At 43.5% G+C, this 16,867-nt stretch carries 16 protein-coding genes; 9 read left to right on the top strand and 7 right to left on the bottom strand.

Going from position 1 to position 16,867, the window contains the following annotated elements:
- Positions 1–3: 3 nt before the first annotated feature.
- The gene (locus MASE_RS11015) at positions 4–228 is read right to left on the bottom strand and encodes a hypothetical protein (protein WP_014949821.1); all 225 of its coding nucleotides are present in this window, start codon (positions 226–228) and stop codon (positions 4–6) included.
- A 16-nt stretch (positions 229–244) separates the two neighbouring features.
- Positions 245–1,576: a sigma-54-dependent transcriptional regulator gene (locus MASE_RS11010; protein WP_014949820.1), complete on the bottom strand. Its 1,332-nt coding sequence runs from the start codon at positions 1,574–1,576 to the stop codon at positions 245–247.
- A 545-nt stretch (positions 1,577–2,121) separates the two neighbouring features.
- On the opposite strand from MASE_RS11010, the gene MASE_RS11005 reads away from it, so the two are divergent.
- On the top strand, positions 2,122–2,727 hold the full coding sequence (locus MASE_RS11005) for an exopolysaccharide biosynthesis protein (protein ID WP_014949819.1): 606 nt from the start codon (positions 2,122–2,124) through the stop codon (positions 2,725–2,727).
- An 8-nt stretch (positions 2,728–2,735) separates the two neighbouring features.
- On the opposite strand, the gene MASE_RS11000 is transcribed toward MASE_RS11005, so the two are convergent.
- Both MASE_RS11000 and MASE_RS10995 read right to left on the bottom strand, forming a co-directional pair.
- The gene (locus MASE_RS11000; RefSeq protein WP_014949818.1) at positions 2,736–3,659 is read right to left on the bottom strand and encodes a LysR family transcriptional regulator; all 924 of its coding nucleotides are present in this window, start codon (positions 3,657–3,659) and stop codon (positions 2,736–2,738) included.
- Positions 3,660–3,715: 56 nt separating this feature from the next.
- Positions 3,716–4,066, bottom strand: a complete 351-nt coding sequence (locus tag MASE_RS10995) for a rhodanese-like domain-containing protein (protein ID WP_014949817.1) — start codon at positions 4,064–4,066, stop codon at positions 3,716–3,718.
- A gap of 184 nt (positions 4,067–4,250) precedes the next feature.
- Here MASE_RS10995 and MASE_RS10990 point away from each other — a divergent pair, with 184 nt between their 5' ends.
- Positions 4,251–4,562: an ArsR/SmtB family transcription factor gene (locus tag MASE_RS10990; protein WP_014949816.1), complete on the top strand. Its 312-nt coding sequence runs from the start codon at positions 4,251–4,253 to the stop codon at positions 4,560–4,562.
- 96 nt (positions 4,563–4,658) lie between these two features.
- On the opposite strand, the gene MASE_RS10985 is transcribed toward MASE_RS10990, so the two are convergent.
- Together MASE_RS10985 and MASE_RS10980 are read right to left on the bottom strand one after the other, a co-directional pair.
- Entirely contained in the window at positions 4,659–5,408 is a 750-nt protein-coding gene (locus tag MASE_RS10985) for a PRC-barrel domain-containing protein (RefSeq protein ID WP_014949815.1), read from the bottom strand.
- 192 nt (positions 5,409–5,600) lie between these two features.
- A complete protein-coding gene (locus MASE_RS10980) occupies positions 5,601–5,957 on the bottom strand; it encodes a MaoP family protein (protein ID WP_014949814.1) in 357 nt (118 codons plus the stop codon).
- 399 nt (positions 5,958–6,356) lie between these two features.
- Between MASE_RS10980 and MASE_RS20075 the strand changes: the two genes are divergently transcribed.
- From MASE_RS20075 to MASE_RS10945, 7 genes are all read left to right on the top strand, one after another.
- Positions 6,357–6,524 carry a hypothetical protein gene (locus MASE_RS20075; protein ID WP_014949813.1) on the top strand — a complete coding sequence of 56 codons (168 nt, stop codon included), beginning with the start codon at positions 6,357–6,359 and terminating at the stop codon, positions 6,522–6,524.
- Positions 6,525–6,650: 126 nt separating this feature from the next.
- Complete coding sequence (locus tag MASE_RS10975) at positions 6,651–7,481, top strand: LysR family transcriptional regulator (RefSeq protein WP_014949812.1); 831 nt, start codon at positions 6,651–6,653, stop codon at positions 7,479–7,481.
- A 72-nt stretch (positions 7,482–7,553) separates the two neighbouring features.
- Positions 7,554–7,904: a DUF2750 domain-containing protein gene (locus tag MASE_RS10970; RefSeq protein WP_014949811.1), complete on the top strand. Its 351-nt coding sequence runs from the start codon at positions 7,554–7,556 to the stop codon at positions 7,902–7,904.
- A 124-nt stretch (positions 7,905–8,028) separates the two neighbouring features.
- Positions 8,029–8,262 carry a DUF2789 domain-containing protein gene (locus tag MASE_RS10965; protein WP_014949810.1) on the top strand — a complete coding sequence of 78 codons (234 nt, stop codon included), beginning with the start codon at positions 8,029–8,031 and terminating at the stop codon, positions 8,260–8,262.
- 68 nt (positions 8,263–8,330) lie between these two features.
- Entirely contained in the window at positions 8,331–9,719 is a 1,389-nt protein-coding gene (locus MASE_RS10960; protein WP_014949809.1) for a ribonuclease J, read from the top strand.
- Positions 9,720–9,935: 216 nt separating this feature from the next.
- The gene (locus MASE_RS10955; protein ID WP_014949808.1) at positions 9,936–14,108 is read left to right on the top strand and encodes an EAL domain-containing protein; all 4,173 of its coding nucleotides are present in this window, start codon (positions 9,936–9,938) and stop codon (positions 14,106–14,108) included.
- A 221-nt stretch (positions 14,109–14,329) separates the two neighbouring features.
- A complete protein-coding gene (locus MASE_RS10945; RefSeq protein WP_014949806.1) occupies positions 14,330–16,009 on the top strand; it encodes an AMP-binding protein in 1,680 nt (559 codons plus the stop codon).
- 159 nt (positions 16,010–16,168) lie between these two features.
- Here MASE_RS10945 and MASE_RS10940 read toward each other — a convergent pair whose 3' ends face one another.
- Positions 16,169–16,822, bottom strand: a complete 654-nt coding sequence (locus MASE_RS10940; RefSeq protein ID WP_014949805.1) for a dUTP diphosphatase — start codon at positions 16,820–16,822, stop codon at positions 16,169–16,171.
- Positions 16,823–16,867: the final 45 nt, after the last annotated feature.

The raw sequence follows: 16,867 nt of genomic DNA, 5'->3' as shown, positions 1-16,867 counted from the left end.
TACTTAATCCGAAACATTGCCACTTAACTCTGATGTCATTTCAGCAAGAGTATGGCTGCAGTCTTTAGCACTGCTTATTATTTTATCCAACGCCACCAATGCCTTTTCAGGTGGAACGTCACCGTTTAATGCCATTTTTACTAGCTCAGCTTGCATTGATATTCTGTTTAATGGTTTGCGTGCATCATGCACATAAACACTTAGTCGAGAAAATTCTTCGCTAGTCATGCCGAATACCTCTTACTTAGTCGTCTTTACTTAAGTCACCATATGCATGAAGACGGTTGTAAAGCGTTTTCGTACTAATTCCCAGCATTTCTGCTGCGGTGGTCTTATTGCCATTCACTTTTTCCAACGTGGCATAAATTAGCTCTTTTTCCACGTCTTCAATGGTTCTACCGGCTTGAAGTGCCGGTGTCGTACTCTGTTTTTGAGCAAATGGTGACTCAATGGTTTTTGGTAATTCAATCTCACTCTTTTCAGGGTCGCTCATAATGGCAGCGCGATGCACAAAGTGTCTTAGTTCACGCACGTTACCGGGCCAGTCGTAGGCTTGTAACGTATCGAGTTGACTATCTTCCCACTTAAATTGCGAGCCATTATCTTTATTGAATTCAGCAATAAAGGTTTTTGCTAGTAATGGAATATCTTCCTTTCTTTCACGTAGCGGAGGAATGGTGATTGGGAACACCGCAAGTCTGAAGTAGATGTCTTCGCGCAGTACTTTGCTTTGCGCAATCTCTTCCATTGTTCGGTTCGTGGCAGATACAACGCGGCAGCTCACCGGGATGGTCTTCGTTCCGCCCACACGAATAACAACCTTGTTTTCTAAAACGCGGAGTAAGTTGGGCTGCATATCAATGGGCATTTCTGTGATTTCGTCCAAAAAGAGCGTGCCGCCCTCAGCTTGTTCGAAAACACCTTCTTTACGTCCTACAGCGCCGGTAAATGCTCCTTTTTCGTGACCGAAAAGTTCGCTACCTATTAGTTCTTTTGAGAATGCACCACAGTTGGTTGCAATATAGGGACCTTCACTTTCTGAAGCACGATGAATTGCGGCAGCCACCACTTCTTTACCTACACCGCTTTCACCAAGCAGCATTACGTTAGCGCTGGTTTTACTCACTCTAGAAATCAGCTTGTAGAGCTCTTTCATAATTGGTGATTCACCAATCAGCAAGTCAAAATGTTTCTCTATTTTTTCTTGTGCAGGTGCTTTTTCTTTTGGCTTTTGACTTAATACGGCCTCTATTTCCTCCCGTTGAATTGGCTTAACAAGGTAGTCGACCGTGGGGCCACACAGACCCTTTATCACGCTTTTCACAGAAGGGTGACCCGTTATCAAAGTAACGCGAGGGCGCTTAGGAAGTGCATCTAATTCATTGAACAAGTGCGCGCCGCTTCCATCGGGTAGCATGAAATCAAGCAGTACATGGTCAAAGGTTTCTTTCTCTAACCAGTCGCGGGCTTCTTTGAGTGTGGCAGCGGTAAGTACTTCGTGGCCAAGAAATTCGATGATAGTACAAGCTACTTCTGTGAACTCGGCGTCGTCATCAACTAAAAGTACGGTAAGCACGTGGATGTCCCTCTCTTCTTTCGTTTCCTATCCAGAAAAAATATGGAATAGAATCAATGTTATAGTTTTATCATACGCTACTAACAACTGAATGCTAAAGCGCATATTTAAAGTTTATTTATACGCTGGTTTAAATTGATAAAGCGTAAGCGCATCGGAAAATATCTAAGCGCTTCAAGCAACCCGGAAATCTTGAACATTTGCCTAGATGCCAGGGATAGTCGGTTGCGCTAGTTCTTCTAATTTATCAACTCTTTGCGATCAGCGGTACACATCGCACTAAAGTACAGAATGTCTATATCTGTCTTTGTTTTATTAGGTGATTTTATTCTACTTATCAGGGGCATTTGCAAAAAGTATTCCTGTCTTCAACACACCGTCACATGCAATCGATGGCATATTTTTCGCACGATTTGCCTGTCTAAGGTTACTTGCAATCTCACTATGGCAAATCGAGTAGGTGCAAGAAATGTATATTAATTAGGCGAGGAGCCCGTCTGATTAATGCGACGTTCGCTGGTAAGGTGATATCAAAGGAATTGAAGATGTGGGGAAAAACAGCTGTAAGATCAATGACCTTGTACGAGTTGTTGGGGAAAATGCAGCCGCGAGCAAGACAAGATACGTTCGAGTTTGCTGAGTTTTGGGATGTGATGGAGAAAAGAGGCTTTGGACCAATGTTGGCGCTGCCATCTTTTATCGCTTGCACACCGATTGGGGCCATCCCTGGGATCCCATCTTTAGCGGGTGGGACAATTTTACTCATCGCGTTGCAAATTTTACTCGGTCGTAGGCATCCTTGGTTACCGCAAAAAGTGATGCAACTAAACTGTGACGCCGTTCAGCTTCGCTACATTGTCGAAAAGGTTAAACCGTATGCAGTACGCGTAGACCGCTTTTTAGTTCCTCGGTGTTTTTTCATGCGCCAGCCTGTGTTCAGATCACTCATCGCATTATGTTGTGCAGGTTGCGGACTTGTAATGATTCCTCTGGAGCTTATTCCCTTTATGGGCCTTATTCCCGCTTTTGCTGTTTTTATTATGGCAATAGGCATGGCCACAGACGATGGTGCTGTGGCGTTAGTTGGTGTTTCATTATCGCTATTTGGCTTTATACTTGGATTTGAACGCCTTGCAGTCGCTCTAAGCTGATGGTCAAACTACTCAGTACACGAATCGAGCATAAAATCTGACGATGGAAGGTTCATTGTTTGATATCGTAGCTCACCAATAAAAGCACGGGCAGCTGGCCCCAACGTATCGCCGTCTTCAAAAGACAGATAAAGGAGCGCCTTACGCAATGCTGCATTATTATCCAGGGGAAGGGGAACGAGTGTACCGTCTTCAAGCTCATCTTTAATTATTGCTATAGGCAGCCACGCAAAACCCAACCCCTGAGCAATAACATCTAATGACGTTCTAACGTGGCTTACGGTCCAGCGTTGCTCTGCACCTAACCAGCCCACATCAGCTTTACGTTCCGCGGATGAATCCCTTACCACAATTTGACGATGCGCTTTTAAGTCTTCCAGTGTGAGCGTTCTATCTAATTGGTGTAGTGGATGGTCGGCGTGAGCGACAGCTGCAAACTCAATTTCGCACAAGTCTTCGCTAAAACCATTTGGAAATACGAAAGGAGAGATGCCTAAATCAACTTTACCATTGCTCAAAAGTGAATTTGCGCCACTGAGCACAGTTTCTTCTATCTCGATACGAAGCAGCGGAAACTCAGCAGAAACTTTCGCTAGCACGTTATAAAGCAATTCAGACGGAAAAATAATATCCACCGCTATGCGTAAAGTTGTTTCTGTGCCAGATTGAAGGCTATTGGCAACGGCCTCGAGCTTGTGTGCTTCGCTCAGCAAAAAAGAGGCACGGCGATACATAAGTTCGCCTTTCGGCGAAAGCTGGACTTTACGTCCAATATTCTCAAACAACGACACACCAATGGCGTTTTCAAGCTTTTGAACCGCGTGGTGAACGCTCGATTGACTTTTGTGAACTTCAGCAGCAGCTTGATTAAAGCCGCCTGCATCGACGACGGCTTTGAACATTCGCCATTGTTCTAACGTAGATTTCAGCATACAGCGCCTTAAAACTCTTAATTAACGATACTTATAGCATACACGTGGTTAAGAAGTCATTTTCGGTTTGCTTGGTTTATCGTGGGTACAGGGCATGTCACAACCGAAACGTTCTCATAGCCCATTTTTATAAGTTGCTCTGCTGCTAGTTTTGCTCGAATGCCCGACGCACAGTGAATATAAAGTGGCGCTGAAGCATCTTTAAACTGTTCCAGTGCCTTCATTTCGAGCACGCCGCGTGGTATGTGAAGCGCAGAAGGTACGGGCTGATTGGCAACTTCGGCACTCTCCCGTACATCAATCAGTATACCGCTATTGTTTCGGCACTCACTGGCCGCTTGCTCCGCAGATACAGTGCGTAAGTTATCGTCTATGTTTTCTATTCGAGTCTTCATATCTATAAGCATACTTTTCCTTTTTGCCTAAACTTGGTTAAAATAAGTAAAATCTAATATATTGATGTCAGCGTAATAAAACAATGTAAAATACAGGGATTCGTCGCATAAATTGGCAGGTCGGCAAAATGTCTTATACTTTAGTATAGTAAATGGCTAAATTGGTGCCGAAATACTTTACAGATAGAGAGTGCTTATGTCCGAGGATATGGTAATAGGTTCAGATGATATAATGGAACACGCTGCGGAAGCCGAGATCTTCCTAAAGCAATTCGCGAATAAAACACGCCTTATGGTGCTTTGTTCGTTGCTGAAAGAGGAAAAATCGGTAACCGAACTTCTCGAAGTTGTTAGCGTCTCGCAGCCAGTGATTTCTCAGCATCTTGCTTTATTGCGAGAATCAAAAATGGTGGCCACAAGAAGGGAAGGTCAAACTATTTACTACCGCTTAGCAGACGAGCGCGTCAAGCGTTTGATTGCTTTGATGTACGAATTTTTCTGCGAGTAATCTTCTTTTTGTATCCTAAGCTACAATGTCCGCCTTCAACAACGGACATTGTAAAGTTCCTAACTAAAAATCGCCAACAGTGACATTCTTCGGTTATTAATTTCCGTTTTTATTCAGTTGCTCGCAAAGCATAGGCACATAGCCTTCTTCAGATATTTTTTCACTTTCCACTTCAGGTCTATCAACCAATTCGTCGTGACTTAAATTGACTACTACGCTGTGCGCCGCCCAGTCGATACTTTCGATATCGCTAGGTAGAAGTGCGAGATGTTTGCCACCCGGAAGCCAGTTGTTGGTATCTACCACTAGCATGATTATCTTCCAGCTCTCGGTGTCAATGACGAAGTTACTGATGTGGCCAACGTTATCAGTGGTTGTAGCAACTTCATATCCACCAACTTCGCCCACTGCTCTTAGGTGGTTGGTGCTCTTTTTCGGGTTTTCAGTTTCAGACTCTTCAGCGCGCTGTAATTCGACCAGTTCATTTGGATGTGCGAACTCCCCCCAAGCTCCTGGTCCAATCCAATAGTATCCGTAACCAAAATATTTGAAGAGATTTTCTTCGTATTCACGTGACACAGGCTTATGTTCGTCAATAGAGGGGCTGTTTTTTAATGTATCAACTGTCATATTGATATGAACAGACTCACTATCTTCATCTAACTGTTTGACAGATATAGGTGATATCACCACTTTACGGCTAAGCGGTAGCCAAGTATTGGTATCTGCGACCAAGTAGCGAACAGTGAAAGTTTCGTCGTCGAAAAGGATATCGCGGATGCCGCCCACTTTGTCATCAAGGGCATGAATAGAAAAGTGAGTAAGCTGTTTTGAACTGATGATCATCGTTGCGCCTCCTTTGCATGGGCTCGTTTTTCAGAATGAAATGCATGATTCACTGCACATCACTCTGTATTACTACTAAGTGTAGACAGTCCTTAATGTTTCTTCATTTTGTTCTTGTCTGAAGTTGATTGAGATCATTTGTTCAATAACAAAAAAGCTCGCCGGAGCGAGCTTTTTAGTAATGCTGTAGCATTATGCTACATCGAATTCTTCATCAGAGTAATCTTCATCATAGTCTGACTGGTTACTCGCACTGCTGTGAAGGGTGTAGAAGTGCTTTTTGCCCCTTGCTAATCTGACGTATTTCGCCCAGGCTTTTTCTAGGTTATTGCTAGCTTCAACTTTACCTGTAACGAATTCGACGAAATGTCTCTCATCATCACTTTCAGGCGACAATTCGCCACTTTCAAGTCCTAGCAGTGTTTTGCCGTAGTGGGTTAGAAGATCGGCTTCAGTAATACTGAAGTCACCTGATTTACGAAAACCGTATGGAAACTTCTGACGGTCAATATAAGGTTTTGCAGATTGTCGAATAGCTAAACTTTTCATGTTGTACCCAACGTAATGTTTTGTTCAGCGCACTTTTAAGATAATTAAAAACGAAGATAAAACAAAAGATTTTTCTCTTATCAATAAAAAATTTTTAACGGTATAAAATCTAACACTAAATTTAAGATTGCGTTTGAAAAGTATACAGAAAGTGCGAGGGGATAACCTCAAGCGTGATATGCCTAAGTTTTTGAAATTAAAGTAAAATGTAAGTTTTTATTTATTGGCCCTGCAACGGGCGTCGCTATTACACGAGCGTAAATGAGTTGGACGTTAAAAGTCTATGAAAATCACTGATGGGAATAATCAAAAATTCTTGTCGCTACGATGATTAAAATTCGTTTTCTATTTTGTCGCTTAAGATAATAATTGAGGTGTGTTAACAACCCAGAGAAGTCAATGAGTAAAGACTATCGTTACCAGCGTGATGAATGGGACTCGGTAGAAGAGGAAGATTTTCACGCTAAAAAGCCAAATTCCAAACGTCAAAGTACTGTAAAGGAAAAGCAGAAGCGTGACCTGCAACGCCGTGACAAACAGCGTCGCCTGCACCAAGAAGAGTATTAATTCAGCGAGTTGGTGAAATTTTAATAAAGCGTACCGTTTATAGCGGTGCGCTTCTGTGCTTTTGTGTTTACTTGCCGTATTATCTGTGTCAATTTAGACCCACTTTGATTCGGTTGTACAATAAGCATGGATATACGCTTTCTCACCACCTTTATAGAGGTGGCAAAAACTCGTCACTTTGGTAAAGCGGCTGAAAACCTTTACCTTACTCAATCTGCAGTCAGTGCGCGCATAAAGCTACTTGAAGAGTATTTTCATACCACGCTTTTTATTAGGCAACGCAACAGTATACAGCTCACTCAATCTGGTGAGAAACTTCTGCCTTACGCTAGGCAATTATGCGCAACGCTAAACGAAGCAAAACAAGAGCTCCAAATTCAATCCTCTGAATATGTTGTTTGCGGCGCAACACAGCTGGCGAGCGAGCTGTTATTGCCTCAGATGCTCAGTCACCTACACAACTCGTTTCCCGATTGGTCAGTAAAGGCTGAAGTTCTTACGTTAGATACCCTTTCGCGACAATTGCACGAAAGGGTGACAGACTTATCATTCTCCACTGAACCGTTGAAATCTGAAGAAGTAAACAGTGATGTATTGCTAGAGCAGGATTTGGCGCTATATAGAATTGGACAAGCGTCTGAGACTATTGATGCAGCAGATTTTGTGGCTATTGATTGGGGAACTAAGGCAAGAGACTGGTTGCTTACTGCTTACCCTCAACTTCGCGATGCAAAGTTAAGAACCAATTCGTTGAATCTTGCGCTCAACAATTTACAGAGCGAAGGTGGTATTGCCGTATTACCGACCAACGTTGAGAGTCAGTTACCCGGTAGTGTGATAGTGACCAGAATTGAAACGTTAGAAAACGTATCGTTTAAGGTGTATGTGCACAGCATGAAGCAAGTCAGACGAGTGGGTCTAGCAGAGATAATAGAAAGCGTGTCTAAAGCGTGTTAACCGCTGCCAATAAATTTACCCACGGTGCCTAATTTAAAGGCATGTGAATCGCAGAATTAAAGAGAGAAACTTATGTCACAATTACATCCTTTATTGGAAAAAAACGCATTTCAACGACTAGAAGCAAGCCTTGCAACAATTAAAGCGGAAGAGAAACTCTTCATTCTTAAAGATGAGCACGGCTGCGTAATGCTAACTACTGATGAAGAAGATGGTGTTCCGGTTTGGCCTGATGCTGAGTTAGCACTGTTGTGGGCAACCGAAGACTGGGCACACTGTGAAGCGATGGAATTAAGCACCGAAGAGTTTTTGACTAAGTGGGTGCCGGGCATGACGCAAGATGAATTAATGGTCATTGTATGTCCTGTACCTGCTGAAGAAGGAGAGGTGATTACGCCAGAAGAGTTCGCTGACTACCTTTAAGATGTGATCTCAAGGGGAAGACAAAGGGTAATTATCCAGTAAGCAAATGGGGCATAAAAAAGTTAGTTGGGTACAACGTATCTGGCGTTTATTGTGCCCTTAATTGATAACCCAAGGAGGCGTTATGTTTACTGAGCAACCCACAATGAATAGTCTATTCAGCCAACTAGGTTTAGGAAGTTCAGACGAAGAAATTGCTGAATTTTTTGAAACACATCGAGGGCTGAATAAGAGCCAACATCTTCATGAAGCGCCTTATTGGAATGAAAGTCAGTCTGCATTTTTGAAAGATGCCATTGTTGAAGACGCTGCGTGGGCCGAAGTGATAGACCAACTTAATGCTGAATTGCACGAATGATGGCTCTGCGCTCATAGATTTAAACGTCAAACTAATATTCAATGCTCTGAGAAAAGGTAATAGCCGTTTTGTTGCACCCATCTGCTGATGATTTGTGGTTTCTTCCGTTAGGCGGAACGGGCGAAATTGGGATGAACCTCAATTTGTATGGTCACGATGGTCAATGGTTAATGGTTGACTGTGGGGTTTCTTTTGATGAGTCTCTCGTACCTGCCTACAAAGGCGTCAGCCAAGCGTCTAACCAGAATACGTTCAAAGCCACTACGCATCGCGTTGTGGCTCCGAACCCTTCATTTATTGCTAAACAAAAAGAAGCACTGGCTGGCATTGTCATTACCCACGCCCATGAAGATCATGTAGGCGCAATTCCTTACCTTTGGGAACGTTTCCAAAAGCCAATTTATACTACGTCTTTTACCGCCGAAGTGTTAAGGCGAAAGCTTGCAAGGAGCAAATTGGCTAACCGTATTGCCATTATTGAAGTCGATGCAGGCGATACCAAGCAAATTGGGCCTTTTAGCGTTAACTGGCTAGCCATTACTCATTCGCTTCCAGAACCCTTCGCACTAAAAATCAATACACCAGTAGGCACAGTATTGCATACAGCAGACTGGAAAATTGATGCCAACCCCATAACAGGTTTACCTTTTGACGTTAGCCTTTACAAGCGACTAGGCAGTGAGAATATTCTTGCCATGGTTGGAGACTCTACCAATGCAACAAAACCGGGCTTTTCAATTTCAGAGAGAAATTGTTACGACGGCCTATTAAGCACTATCGCGCCGTTAAAGGGGAGAGCGGTGGTAGGATGCTTTGGTAGCAATATAGCACGGCTAATTTCGCTGGCTAAAGTCGCGAAGAAAACTAAGCGCTACATGGCGCTGTACGGTCGTTCGTTAATGAACATGTACGGCATTGCCAAGCAACAGGGCATTTGGCCAGACGATTTACCTGTGACCGATCCCCAACATTTAGGTTATCTTCCCCCCCATGAAGTTTTAGCCGTAGCGACAGGCAGCCAGGGCGAGAAAAATACCGCGCTGGCGCGTTTTGCAAAAGACACTCACCCTCACCTTAGTTTAGACAAAGGGGATACTGTGCTATTTTCTTCGATAGTTATTCCTGGAAATGAAGAAAGTGTAGGCCGACTAAGTAAAGCGCTGCAGGAAAAGGGAGTAACGGTTATTCACAGTGAAGATAGCACGCTGCCAATTCATGCCAGCGGTCACCCCTGTGAAGAAGAATTAAAGCTCATGTATCATTGGGTAAAACCTACCATAGCTATTCCGGTTCACGGCGAGCATCAACACCTTCAAGCACATGCAAATATTGCTAAAGCGTGCGGTATTAAAAAGACCTATGTAGGGCAGAACGGTGATTTGTACAGGCTAGCGCCACAGCCAAGCATTCGCAGACAGGTTGTTCCAGTTGGTCGCATTCCTGTACAGCAAGAGTAAAATAAAAATATCGAAATAGCCCTAAGTGTATTTAGTCGGACGCGCCTTTTGCTTTTGTTCATATTGTACGCTTTAGAAAAATTAATATTTATTTATCAATGCGATAGATGTTTCCTTCACGTTTATAAAAACCTCATTTTAGAAGCTGCCCAAGTTTAAAACATTCTGTTACACTTGGGTTTATAATAAAAATTTAAAACGTGCGACCCATTTTTGATGAGATATTTCAACTATCTTTTACTGCTGGTTTTAGTTGTAAGCCTACAAGCGGTGGCCTCACCGCGACTATCTAATCCCGTCTTTCAGTCTTTATCGACCAAAAATGGCCTTCCGCAAGATATCGTCAACGACATTGTTATAAACGAAGATGGCTTTGTGTGGATAGCCACAGAAGGTGGTTTGGTTCGTTGGGATGGAGTAAGAACTAAACGAGTAGCAGGTCCAGACAATTCTCTTATAGACTCATCCATTTATCGACTTGCCCTTCAAGGTACTGAAGCGTTGTGGTTTAGCGTGTACGGCAGAGGAGTTTATTATCTCGATTTAGCCACTCAGGATGTGGTGCAATTAGAGCCAACGTACTACCACGACTTTGAAGGTTTTGTGCAACATGCGGAAACCTTTCATTGGCAAGATGACACGCACCTTATCATTGCACTGACAGAAGAAGTGCATAAATTTAACACGCAAACTAAAACCCTTGAGCGAATAGCAAAGCTCCCTGAGCCGCTGTTGGGTAACAGCCAAAGCATCCGGGCGGCAATCACCGTTGAAGACACCTTACTGGTAGCCACTACATCGGGGGTGTACGTCAAAAATATCAACAATTTAGAACAGCCTTTACGTCGACTTGATTACCTGGGGGATATTCCCGAAAACCTCGATAACGGCAATGCAAAGTTTCTACTTTTAGACGATAAGGATAGGGTGTGGATTTCAACGGTTTTGGGCGTATTTGTTGCTCAGAAACAAGATTTTCTCAAGCAGGTACAAGGCGAAAAAGAACATGTCTTTACACAGGTCGTATCCGACAGAAACGTGTGGACGTTGGTTCAGTACAAAGACAACGCTTTTTGGATGGGCACTAATAAAGGGCTATATCAGCTGAGTAAAAAAGCAGGTGGTTGGGAATACGAACACATCTTAGAACCGCATAACGGTTTCACCGAAATTTCAAACAAAAAAATTATCGCCATTGCCAAAGATGAATCTGACAACCTCTGGTTAAGTTCAGTCTATGCTGGCGCGCTGTATTTCGGTGTGAAAAGTGCGGATATTTTTGCCATCCAGAATGAACGAGCAGGTGAGGCTAGTGTTTTGACTAGCCATGTGGTGTGGTCGTTTGCCGAGACTGAGCCTAATAAAATTTGGATAGGTACAGAAAATGGGCTTAATCACTATGATTTCACGACAAAAAAGTCTGAGAAGTATCTGTATTCAAAAAGTGAAAGAGCGATTATTGGTGAAGGAGCCGTAGACAAAATTGTTCCAACCCAAAGTGGCGAATTGTTTCTCAATACGTACAACGGAATACGGTTGTTTGATATGGAAACAGGGGAGGCTAACCGGCCAGAGGTATTAAAAGGTGGCGATGACACCATATTTGATGCGTATGGCACGGGAATGATGCTTTCAGATAAAGGGGATTTGTACTTTATTGGCAACGAAGGTTTTGTAAAGTATGACGTGGACGAAAAAGAAATTTCCTCTTTAGAGCTGGACCCTCGTGTTTTTGACATAAATTTTTCATTGGGTTTTTTGGGGCAGTCTCATTACCACAATGATCGATTATTTTTTGCTACCGAAGGTGGTTTGTGGTTAATCGACCCAGAGACGTTTCAGCATGAATTGGTCTATCGATTCTCAGAGCTACAGCGTGGCCGAGATCGCTCTATATCGTCGTGGGTTATCGACGATATGGGGGTGCTGTGGCTTGCATACAGTGGCGTAGGGTTGGTTGGTATAGACGCAGACACGTTTGAGCCGTTGTACAACCTAAACGAATCGAATATTTTATTATCAAACATTGTTTACGGGCTGCAAAAAGACGAAGCAGGCAATATCTGGTTTAGTTCGCACAAAGGGTTACACAATTACGATCCGTCTACCGGCCAAATTAAGAACTTTATCTACGGACGAGAGCTAAGTGTTTCTGAGTTTAACCAGGGGGCTTCGCTTAAGCTTAAGGACGGTCGACTGGCTTACGGTTCGACGAGCGGCGCTGTGGTTTTCTCTGCATCGCAATTGGAAAGCTTGGAAGTTGGAAGAAGTTTGCTCAGTAAGCAAACTGCTATAACGGAAGTTGCCGTAGACAATAGGGTGCTTAATCAGCCGCTTAAAAACCTAAGTGGACATCATTTCGATCTCGATTACGAAGATTATGGGTTAACAATCCATTTTTCGTCATTAGCGATGTCAGGCATAGGAAAAGTAAAGTACTACTACAAGCTGTTGAACGGTGATCGCGTCGTTACAGAAGGCGTGACTGACGATGCAAAAATAACCTTTACCAACATAGAACCGGGAGACTACGTTTTTTCTGTTGCCCCCACGCCAGGTAGTTTCGACTATAACGTGCTACCGGCTGAAATTACGCTTTATATGCCACATGCGCCTCTGCGTTCACCGCTTGCATATACTATTTACGCAGCGCTCATCGTAAGTTTATTCGTAGCATATTTACTCTCCCGTCAACGCCAACTGTTTAGACTACAAAAAGCTCAGCAGCAGGTAACGCTATTCAGTGACGCTTTTAGACAAACTCGAGACTGGGTTTTAATTTTTGATAAAGAAAAGCGTTTAGTTGCCGCGAACCCAGCTTTTGAACACGTGTTCGGCTTTAATAATAAAGAGCCGTTACCCAAGCAGTTGGCACGACTTTATTTGCGTTACCCAACGTTGAATAGACACCTTTCTGGCAAATTACCGGAAATGCAGGGAGGGGATTTTTGGAAAGACGAGGCCGTGATCGATGGTGCTGATGGCAAGCGCTACGACGTGCTTATTGATATAACAGCGGTAAGTGGCGAAAGTAATACTGCAGAGCATTACCTAATTGTTATTTCCGACATCACAGAACAAAAAAATGCTGAGCGCAAACTTCTGAAAATCGCGACCTACGATGGCTTAACAGGCTTGGTCAACAGAACATTGCTGCTAGACAGACTGGAGCATGCTATTGGGCTTGCCCGTCATCATGAGCATCGTGTGGCGGTGATGTTTGTTGACTTGGATAGATTTAAAGGTATTAACGACTCACTTGGGCATGACTACGGTGACAAACTGCTGCGCATTGTAGCCAACCGAATGCGAAACCTTGTGGCTGAGTCGGGCACCGTTGCGCGATTAGGCGGCGATGAATTCGTTATTGTTATTGAGGAAGTTAATGCCAATGACGACTTGAGCTCATTCGTGGCACAAATCATTGAATCAGTAGAAACGCCTATATCGTTAGCAGAGGAAGTGCTTCGTGTTTCGTGCAGTATTGGTGTGGCGTTTTATCCCGAAGACGCCTCTGAGCCTGCTGAGCTTATCAAGCAGGCTGATGTGGCTATGTATACGGCGAAGAAGGACGCATTAAGCGGCTTTACCTACTTTACGACAGACATGAATGAACGTGCCAAAACGCGTTTACAGCTTGAAAATAAAGTAAAACGAGCCTATTCAGATGACTGCTTCTTCAATCACTACCAGCCAATTATAGATGCCAGAACCAATACCACTATTGGGGTTGAGTTACTGCTGCGAGGAAAACTGGATAACGAGCCTCTTTTCCCCGATCAGTTCATTCCGGTACTTGAAGAATTGAAGTACATAATAGAAGTTACACGACAGGCAATGCGAAGAGCGGCAGAGGACTTGTCGTCCTGGTACAGCCAAGGCTTCACGGGGTTTGTCTCTATTAATCTATCTGCACTTCACTTCAAAACCGAATTCGACTTAACCGGTGTGCTAACCCTGCTTGATGAGTTCAATCTACCCAAAGAAGCGTTTCGATTCGAGATTACCGAAGGCGTATTGATGGATGACAGTGACAATGCGTTAAGACAGATTAATCGGTTTGTGAAAGAAGGTTTTGTATTAGCCCTTGACGATTTTGGTACAGGTTACTCGTCTTTAAGCTATTTAAAGCGTTATCCGTTGTCGGTATTAAAAATCGACAAGAGCTTCGTTAACGAAATGGCGCCGGGTAATGCAAACGAAGCGCTGGTAACAACAACCATTACGTTAGCGAATAACTTGAATATGAGTTGTGTTGCGGAAGGCGTTGAAACAAAAGCGCAAGCAGAAGAATTGATTGGAAAAGCGTGTTATTTCCACCAAGGCTATTTCTACGCCAAGCCTTGTACCGCCGAGGAAGTTGTACCGCTGTTATTTAAAGCGTGGTAAAACGTCGATATTTACCGCGTTTTTCTAACAGATAAGACCATAAAGATTCAAAAGCCAAATCTATAAGAAAACTAAATTTAGCCTCTAAAGCCTTGTTATTCGTCGCATAGAATGTAAACGCTTGTTTAAAAAGCTTGTTTTTCAATAAAAAATAGGGCTTATTAGAAGTCTGTGAAATCATTGTAAAAATGAGCTACATTATAACAACATATGAGTGACTTATGCCGCTAGACATGACAGCAAACGCAAATACCACGGAAGTAATAACATCGCCATTAAGTATGTTGTACCACTGGGAACAGAGCCGTGGGAACGACGTATTTCTTACGCAGCCTATTAACGGTGAATACCACGACTACACATGGAAGCAAGTCGCCGAACAAGCCAGAAAAGTGGCAGCACGTTTACGTGAATTCGATTTCCCGCAAGGCAGCCGTATAGGTATCTTTTCAAAAAACTGTGCTGAGTGGTTTATCGCTGATCTGGGCATTATGATGGCAGGTCACGTGTCGGTACCTATTTTCTCAACAGCCGGTCCAGACACAGTCCAGTATGTATTGAAACATGCTGACGTACAGCTATTGTTCGTTGGAAAACTAGATAATACTGCGGAACAAGTTGCCTCTATTCCTTCAGAATATTTAACGGTTGCCTTTCCTTATCCAAACATTGCTACTAAGCAACAGTGGAAAGCGTTTATGGATATCGCGCCCATAACAGACTCGCCTGTACCTGATATGGATGATTTGATGACAATCATTTATACGTCTGGCAGTACCGGTCAGCCTAAAGGGGTGGTGCACAGTTACAATACGGCTTGTTGGGCAGCGCGTCGCTCGCTCGATCAATTGGGTATTAACCAAAACGATCGCACAATGAGCTACTTACCACTTGCGCATATTACAGAGCGTGTATTGGTCGAGCTTTCAAGCTACTACAGTGGTGGCAAAATTCACTTTGTAGAAGATTTAACTACCTTCCAACGGGATGTAGGTCACTGTCAGCCAACGCTATTTATTTCGGTACCGCGTTTATGGACAAAGTTTCAGATGGGCGTGTTAGCGAAAATGCCGCAGAAGAAACTGGATACGCTGCTTAAAATTCCAATTTTGAACAAAATTGTTGCGAAAAAAATTCGCGATGGCTTGGGCATTAATAACGCACGTTTGTGGGCAAGCGGTTCGGCGCCACTTGCACCAGCAGTCATTGAATGGTTCGCGAAAATTGGTATCTACATTTCTGAGGGATGGGGAATGACCGAGAACAGTGCTTATGGCACCGGCAGTGTACCTTTCCGTCATGATAAAATCGGCTGTATCGGCAAGCCATACGACGGCGTAGACATTCGCACGTCAGAAGAAGGTGAGATTCAAGTTAAGTCGCCGTGCAATATGCTGGAATACTACTTGGAACCACAAAAAACGGCTGAAGTCTTTACTGAGGATGGTTATCTGCGCACTGGCGATAAAGGGGTCATTGATGCTGATGGCTACGTTAAAATTACTGGTCGTTTAAAAGACATCTTTAAAACCGCGAAGGGTAAGTATGTTACGCCAGCGCCGATTGAAGCAAAATTCATGGAAAACCCTATTGTTGAGCAAGTGTGTGTAACGGGGACTAATTTGCCTCAACCTGTGGCTTTGCTAGTGCTTAGTGAAGAAGCGCAGAAAAAAGACAAAGCGGGCATTGAAGCAAGCCTTAAGAAAACATTCGAAGCTATCAACGCAAAACTGGAAAGCCATCAAGTTATGGACCGCGTCGTCATTATGAAAAACGAATGGAGCATCGAAAACGACTTGCTGACTCCGACGCTCAAAGTAAAGCGTCATGTTTTAGAAGACCGCTTTGTTGATATTATCCAAGGTAGCTATAGCGACAAATTAGTTTGGGTTGACGCGTAAAATCGTCGTTGAGTCTTTTGCTTTGGCAATAATTAAAAAAGCTCTGTCTATGACAGAGCTTTTTGTTATCAGAAGGAGACGCAATAAGCGTTGAAACTGTGTTGAGCTATAAGCACTACAGCGATGCTACATCGCGTCAAATGAAACGCAATGGTCGATTTAAGAAGGGTAGCGAGAGCGTAACCCTTCATACACTAAGTCGCTAAACTCTGGCTTCGTTAAATCTAGGGCATCCATTACTTCTACCAGGTGCTCGTTGTCTTCACGACCTTCCCACACCTTTATGTAAGTGCCTTCTTTATAGCCGTTATCTTGGCGGAAAAAATTGAGCACATTTTTACCTACGTACTGACGATAAAGTTCGTCAGCTGACATTTCACACTGGCTTACGATGAACATGAATAGTGGCACGCTAAAGCGTTTGGCGGCGCAAAGGCCCGTCATGAGCTCTAAATTATCAAGAAGCGACAGATTTGACGCGTCGTAGTCCTTTCCATCGAAGGTTACTAACGTTTTGCCACTTGCTAATTCAGAAGCAATACTTTTTGCAGATTCAGCGATATCGCCTTTATATTCAATAATGCAGGCACTTAGTGCAAAGTGCCAGATATCCACCAATTCCATTTGAAGCTGTGGCAAGTCTTTTTGCTGTGCTTTCCACCATTTCCAGCCGTGATGTTCAATTGCTTCAACTGACTCTACCATTGCTGCACGCAAGTATCCGTAACCAGCATTTAGCCAGTCTGGGTTTACTTTGGCGTTCATTTTATCCTGAAGAGAAAGCATAGTGGCGAGTTGTTGCGCGGTTAACATTGTTGCTCCTGACCGTGAAATTGTGTTGCGTTTCGTAAAGGCGAA

The organism is Alteromonas macleodii ATCC 27126, assembly GCF_000172635.2.
Taxonomy (GTDB): Bacteria; Pseudomonadota; Gammaproteobacteria; order Enterobacterales; family Alteromonadaceae; genus Alteromonas; species Alteromonas macleodii.
This window is presented reverse-complemented; position numbering and strand designations above follow the sequence as displayed.

What these genes read in the sequence shown, in the direction of transcription:
- MASE_RS11015 (WP_014949821.1), bottom strand. Translation starts at nt 228, where the DNA reads ATGACTAGCGAAGAATTTTCTCGACTAAGTGTTTATGTGCATGATGCA.
- MASE_RS11005 (WP_014949819.1), top strand. Translation starts at nt 2,122, where the DNA reads ATGTGGGGAAAAACAGCTGTAAGATCAATGACCTTGTACGAGTTGTTG.
- MASE_RS11000 (WP_014949818.1), bottom strand. Translation starts at nt 3,659, where the DNA reads ATGCTGAAATCTACGTTAGAACAATGGCGAATGTTCAAAGCCGTCGTC.
- MASE_RS10995 (WP_014949817.1), bottom strand. Translation starts at nt 4,066, where the DNA reads ATGCTTATAGATATGAAGACTCGAATAGAAAACATAGACGATAACTTA.
- MASE_RS10990 (WP_014949816.1), top strand. Translation starts at nt 4,251, where the DNA reads ATGTCCGAGGATATGGTAATAGGTTCAGATGATATAATGGAACACGCT.
- MASE_RS10985 (WP_014949815.1), bottom strand. Translation starts at nt 5,408, where the DNA reads ATGATCATCAGTTCAAAACAGCTTACTCACTTTTCTATTCATGCCCTT.
- MASE_RS10980 (WP_014949814.1), bottom strand. Translation starts at nt 5,957, where the DNA reads ATGAAAAGTTTAGCTATTCGACAATCTGCAAAACCTTATATTGACCGT.
- MASE_RS20075 (WP_014949813.1), top strand. Translation starts at nt 6,357, where the DNA reads ATGAGTAAAGACTATCGTTACCAGCGTGATGAATGGGACTCGGTAGAA.
- MASE_RS10975 (WP_014949812.1), top strand. Translation starts at nt 6,651, where the DNA reads ATGGATATACGCTTTCTCACCACCTTTATAGAGGTGGCAAAAACTCGT.
- MASE_RS10970 (WP_014949811.1), top strand. Translation starts at nt 7,554, where the DNA reads ATGTCACAATTACATCCTTTATTGGAAAAAAACGCATTTCAACGACTA.
- MASE_RS10965 (WP_014949810.1), top strand. Translation starts at nt 8,029, where the DNA reads ATGTTTACTGAGCAACCCACAATGAATAGTCTATTCAGCCAACTAGGT.
- MASE_RS10955 (WP_014949808.1), top strand. Translation starts at nt 9,936, where the DNA reads ATGAGATATTTCAACTATCTTTTACTGCTGGTTTTAGTTGTAAGCCTA.
- MASE_RS10945 (WP_014949806.1), top strand. Translation starts at nt 14,330, where the DNA reads ATGCCGCTAGACATGACAGCAAACGCAAATACCACGGAAGTAATAACA.
- MASE_RS10940 (WP_014949805.1), bottom strand. Translation starts at nt 16,822, where the DNA reads ATGTTAACCGCGCAACAACTCGCCACTATGCTTTCTCTTCAGGATAAA.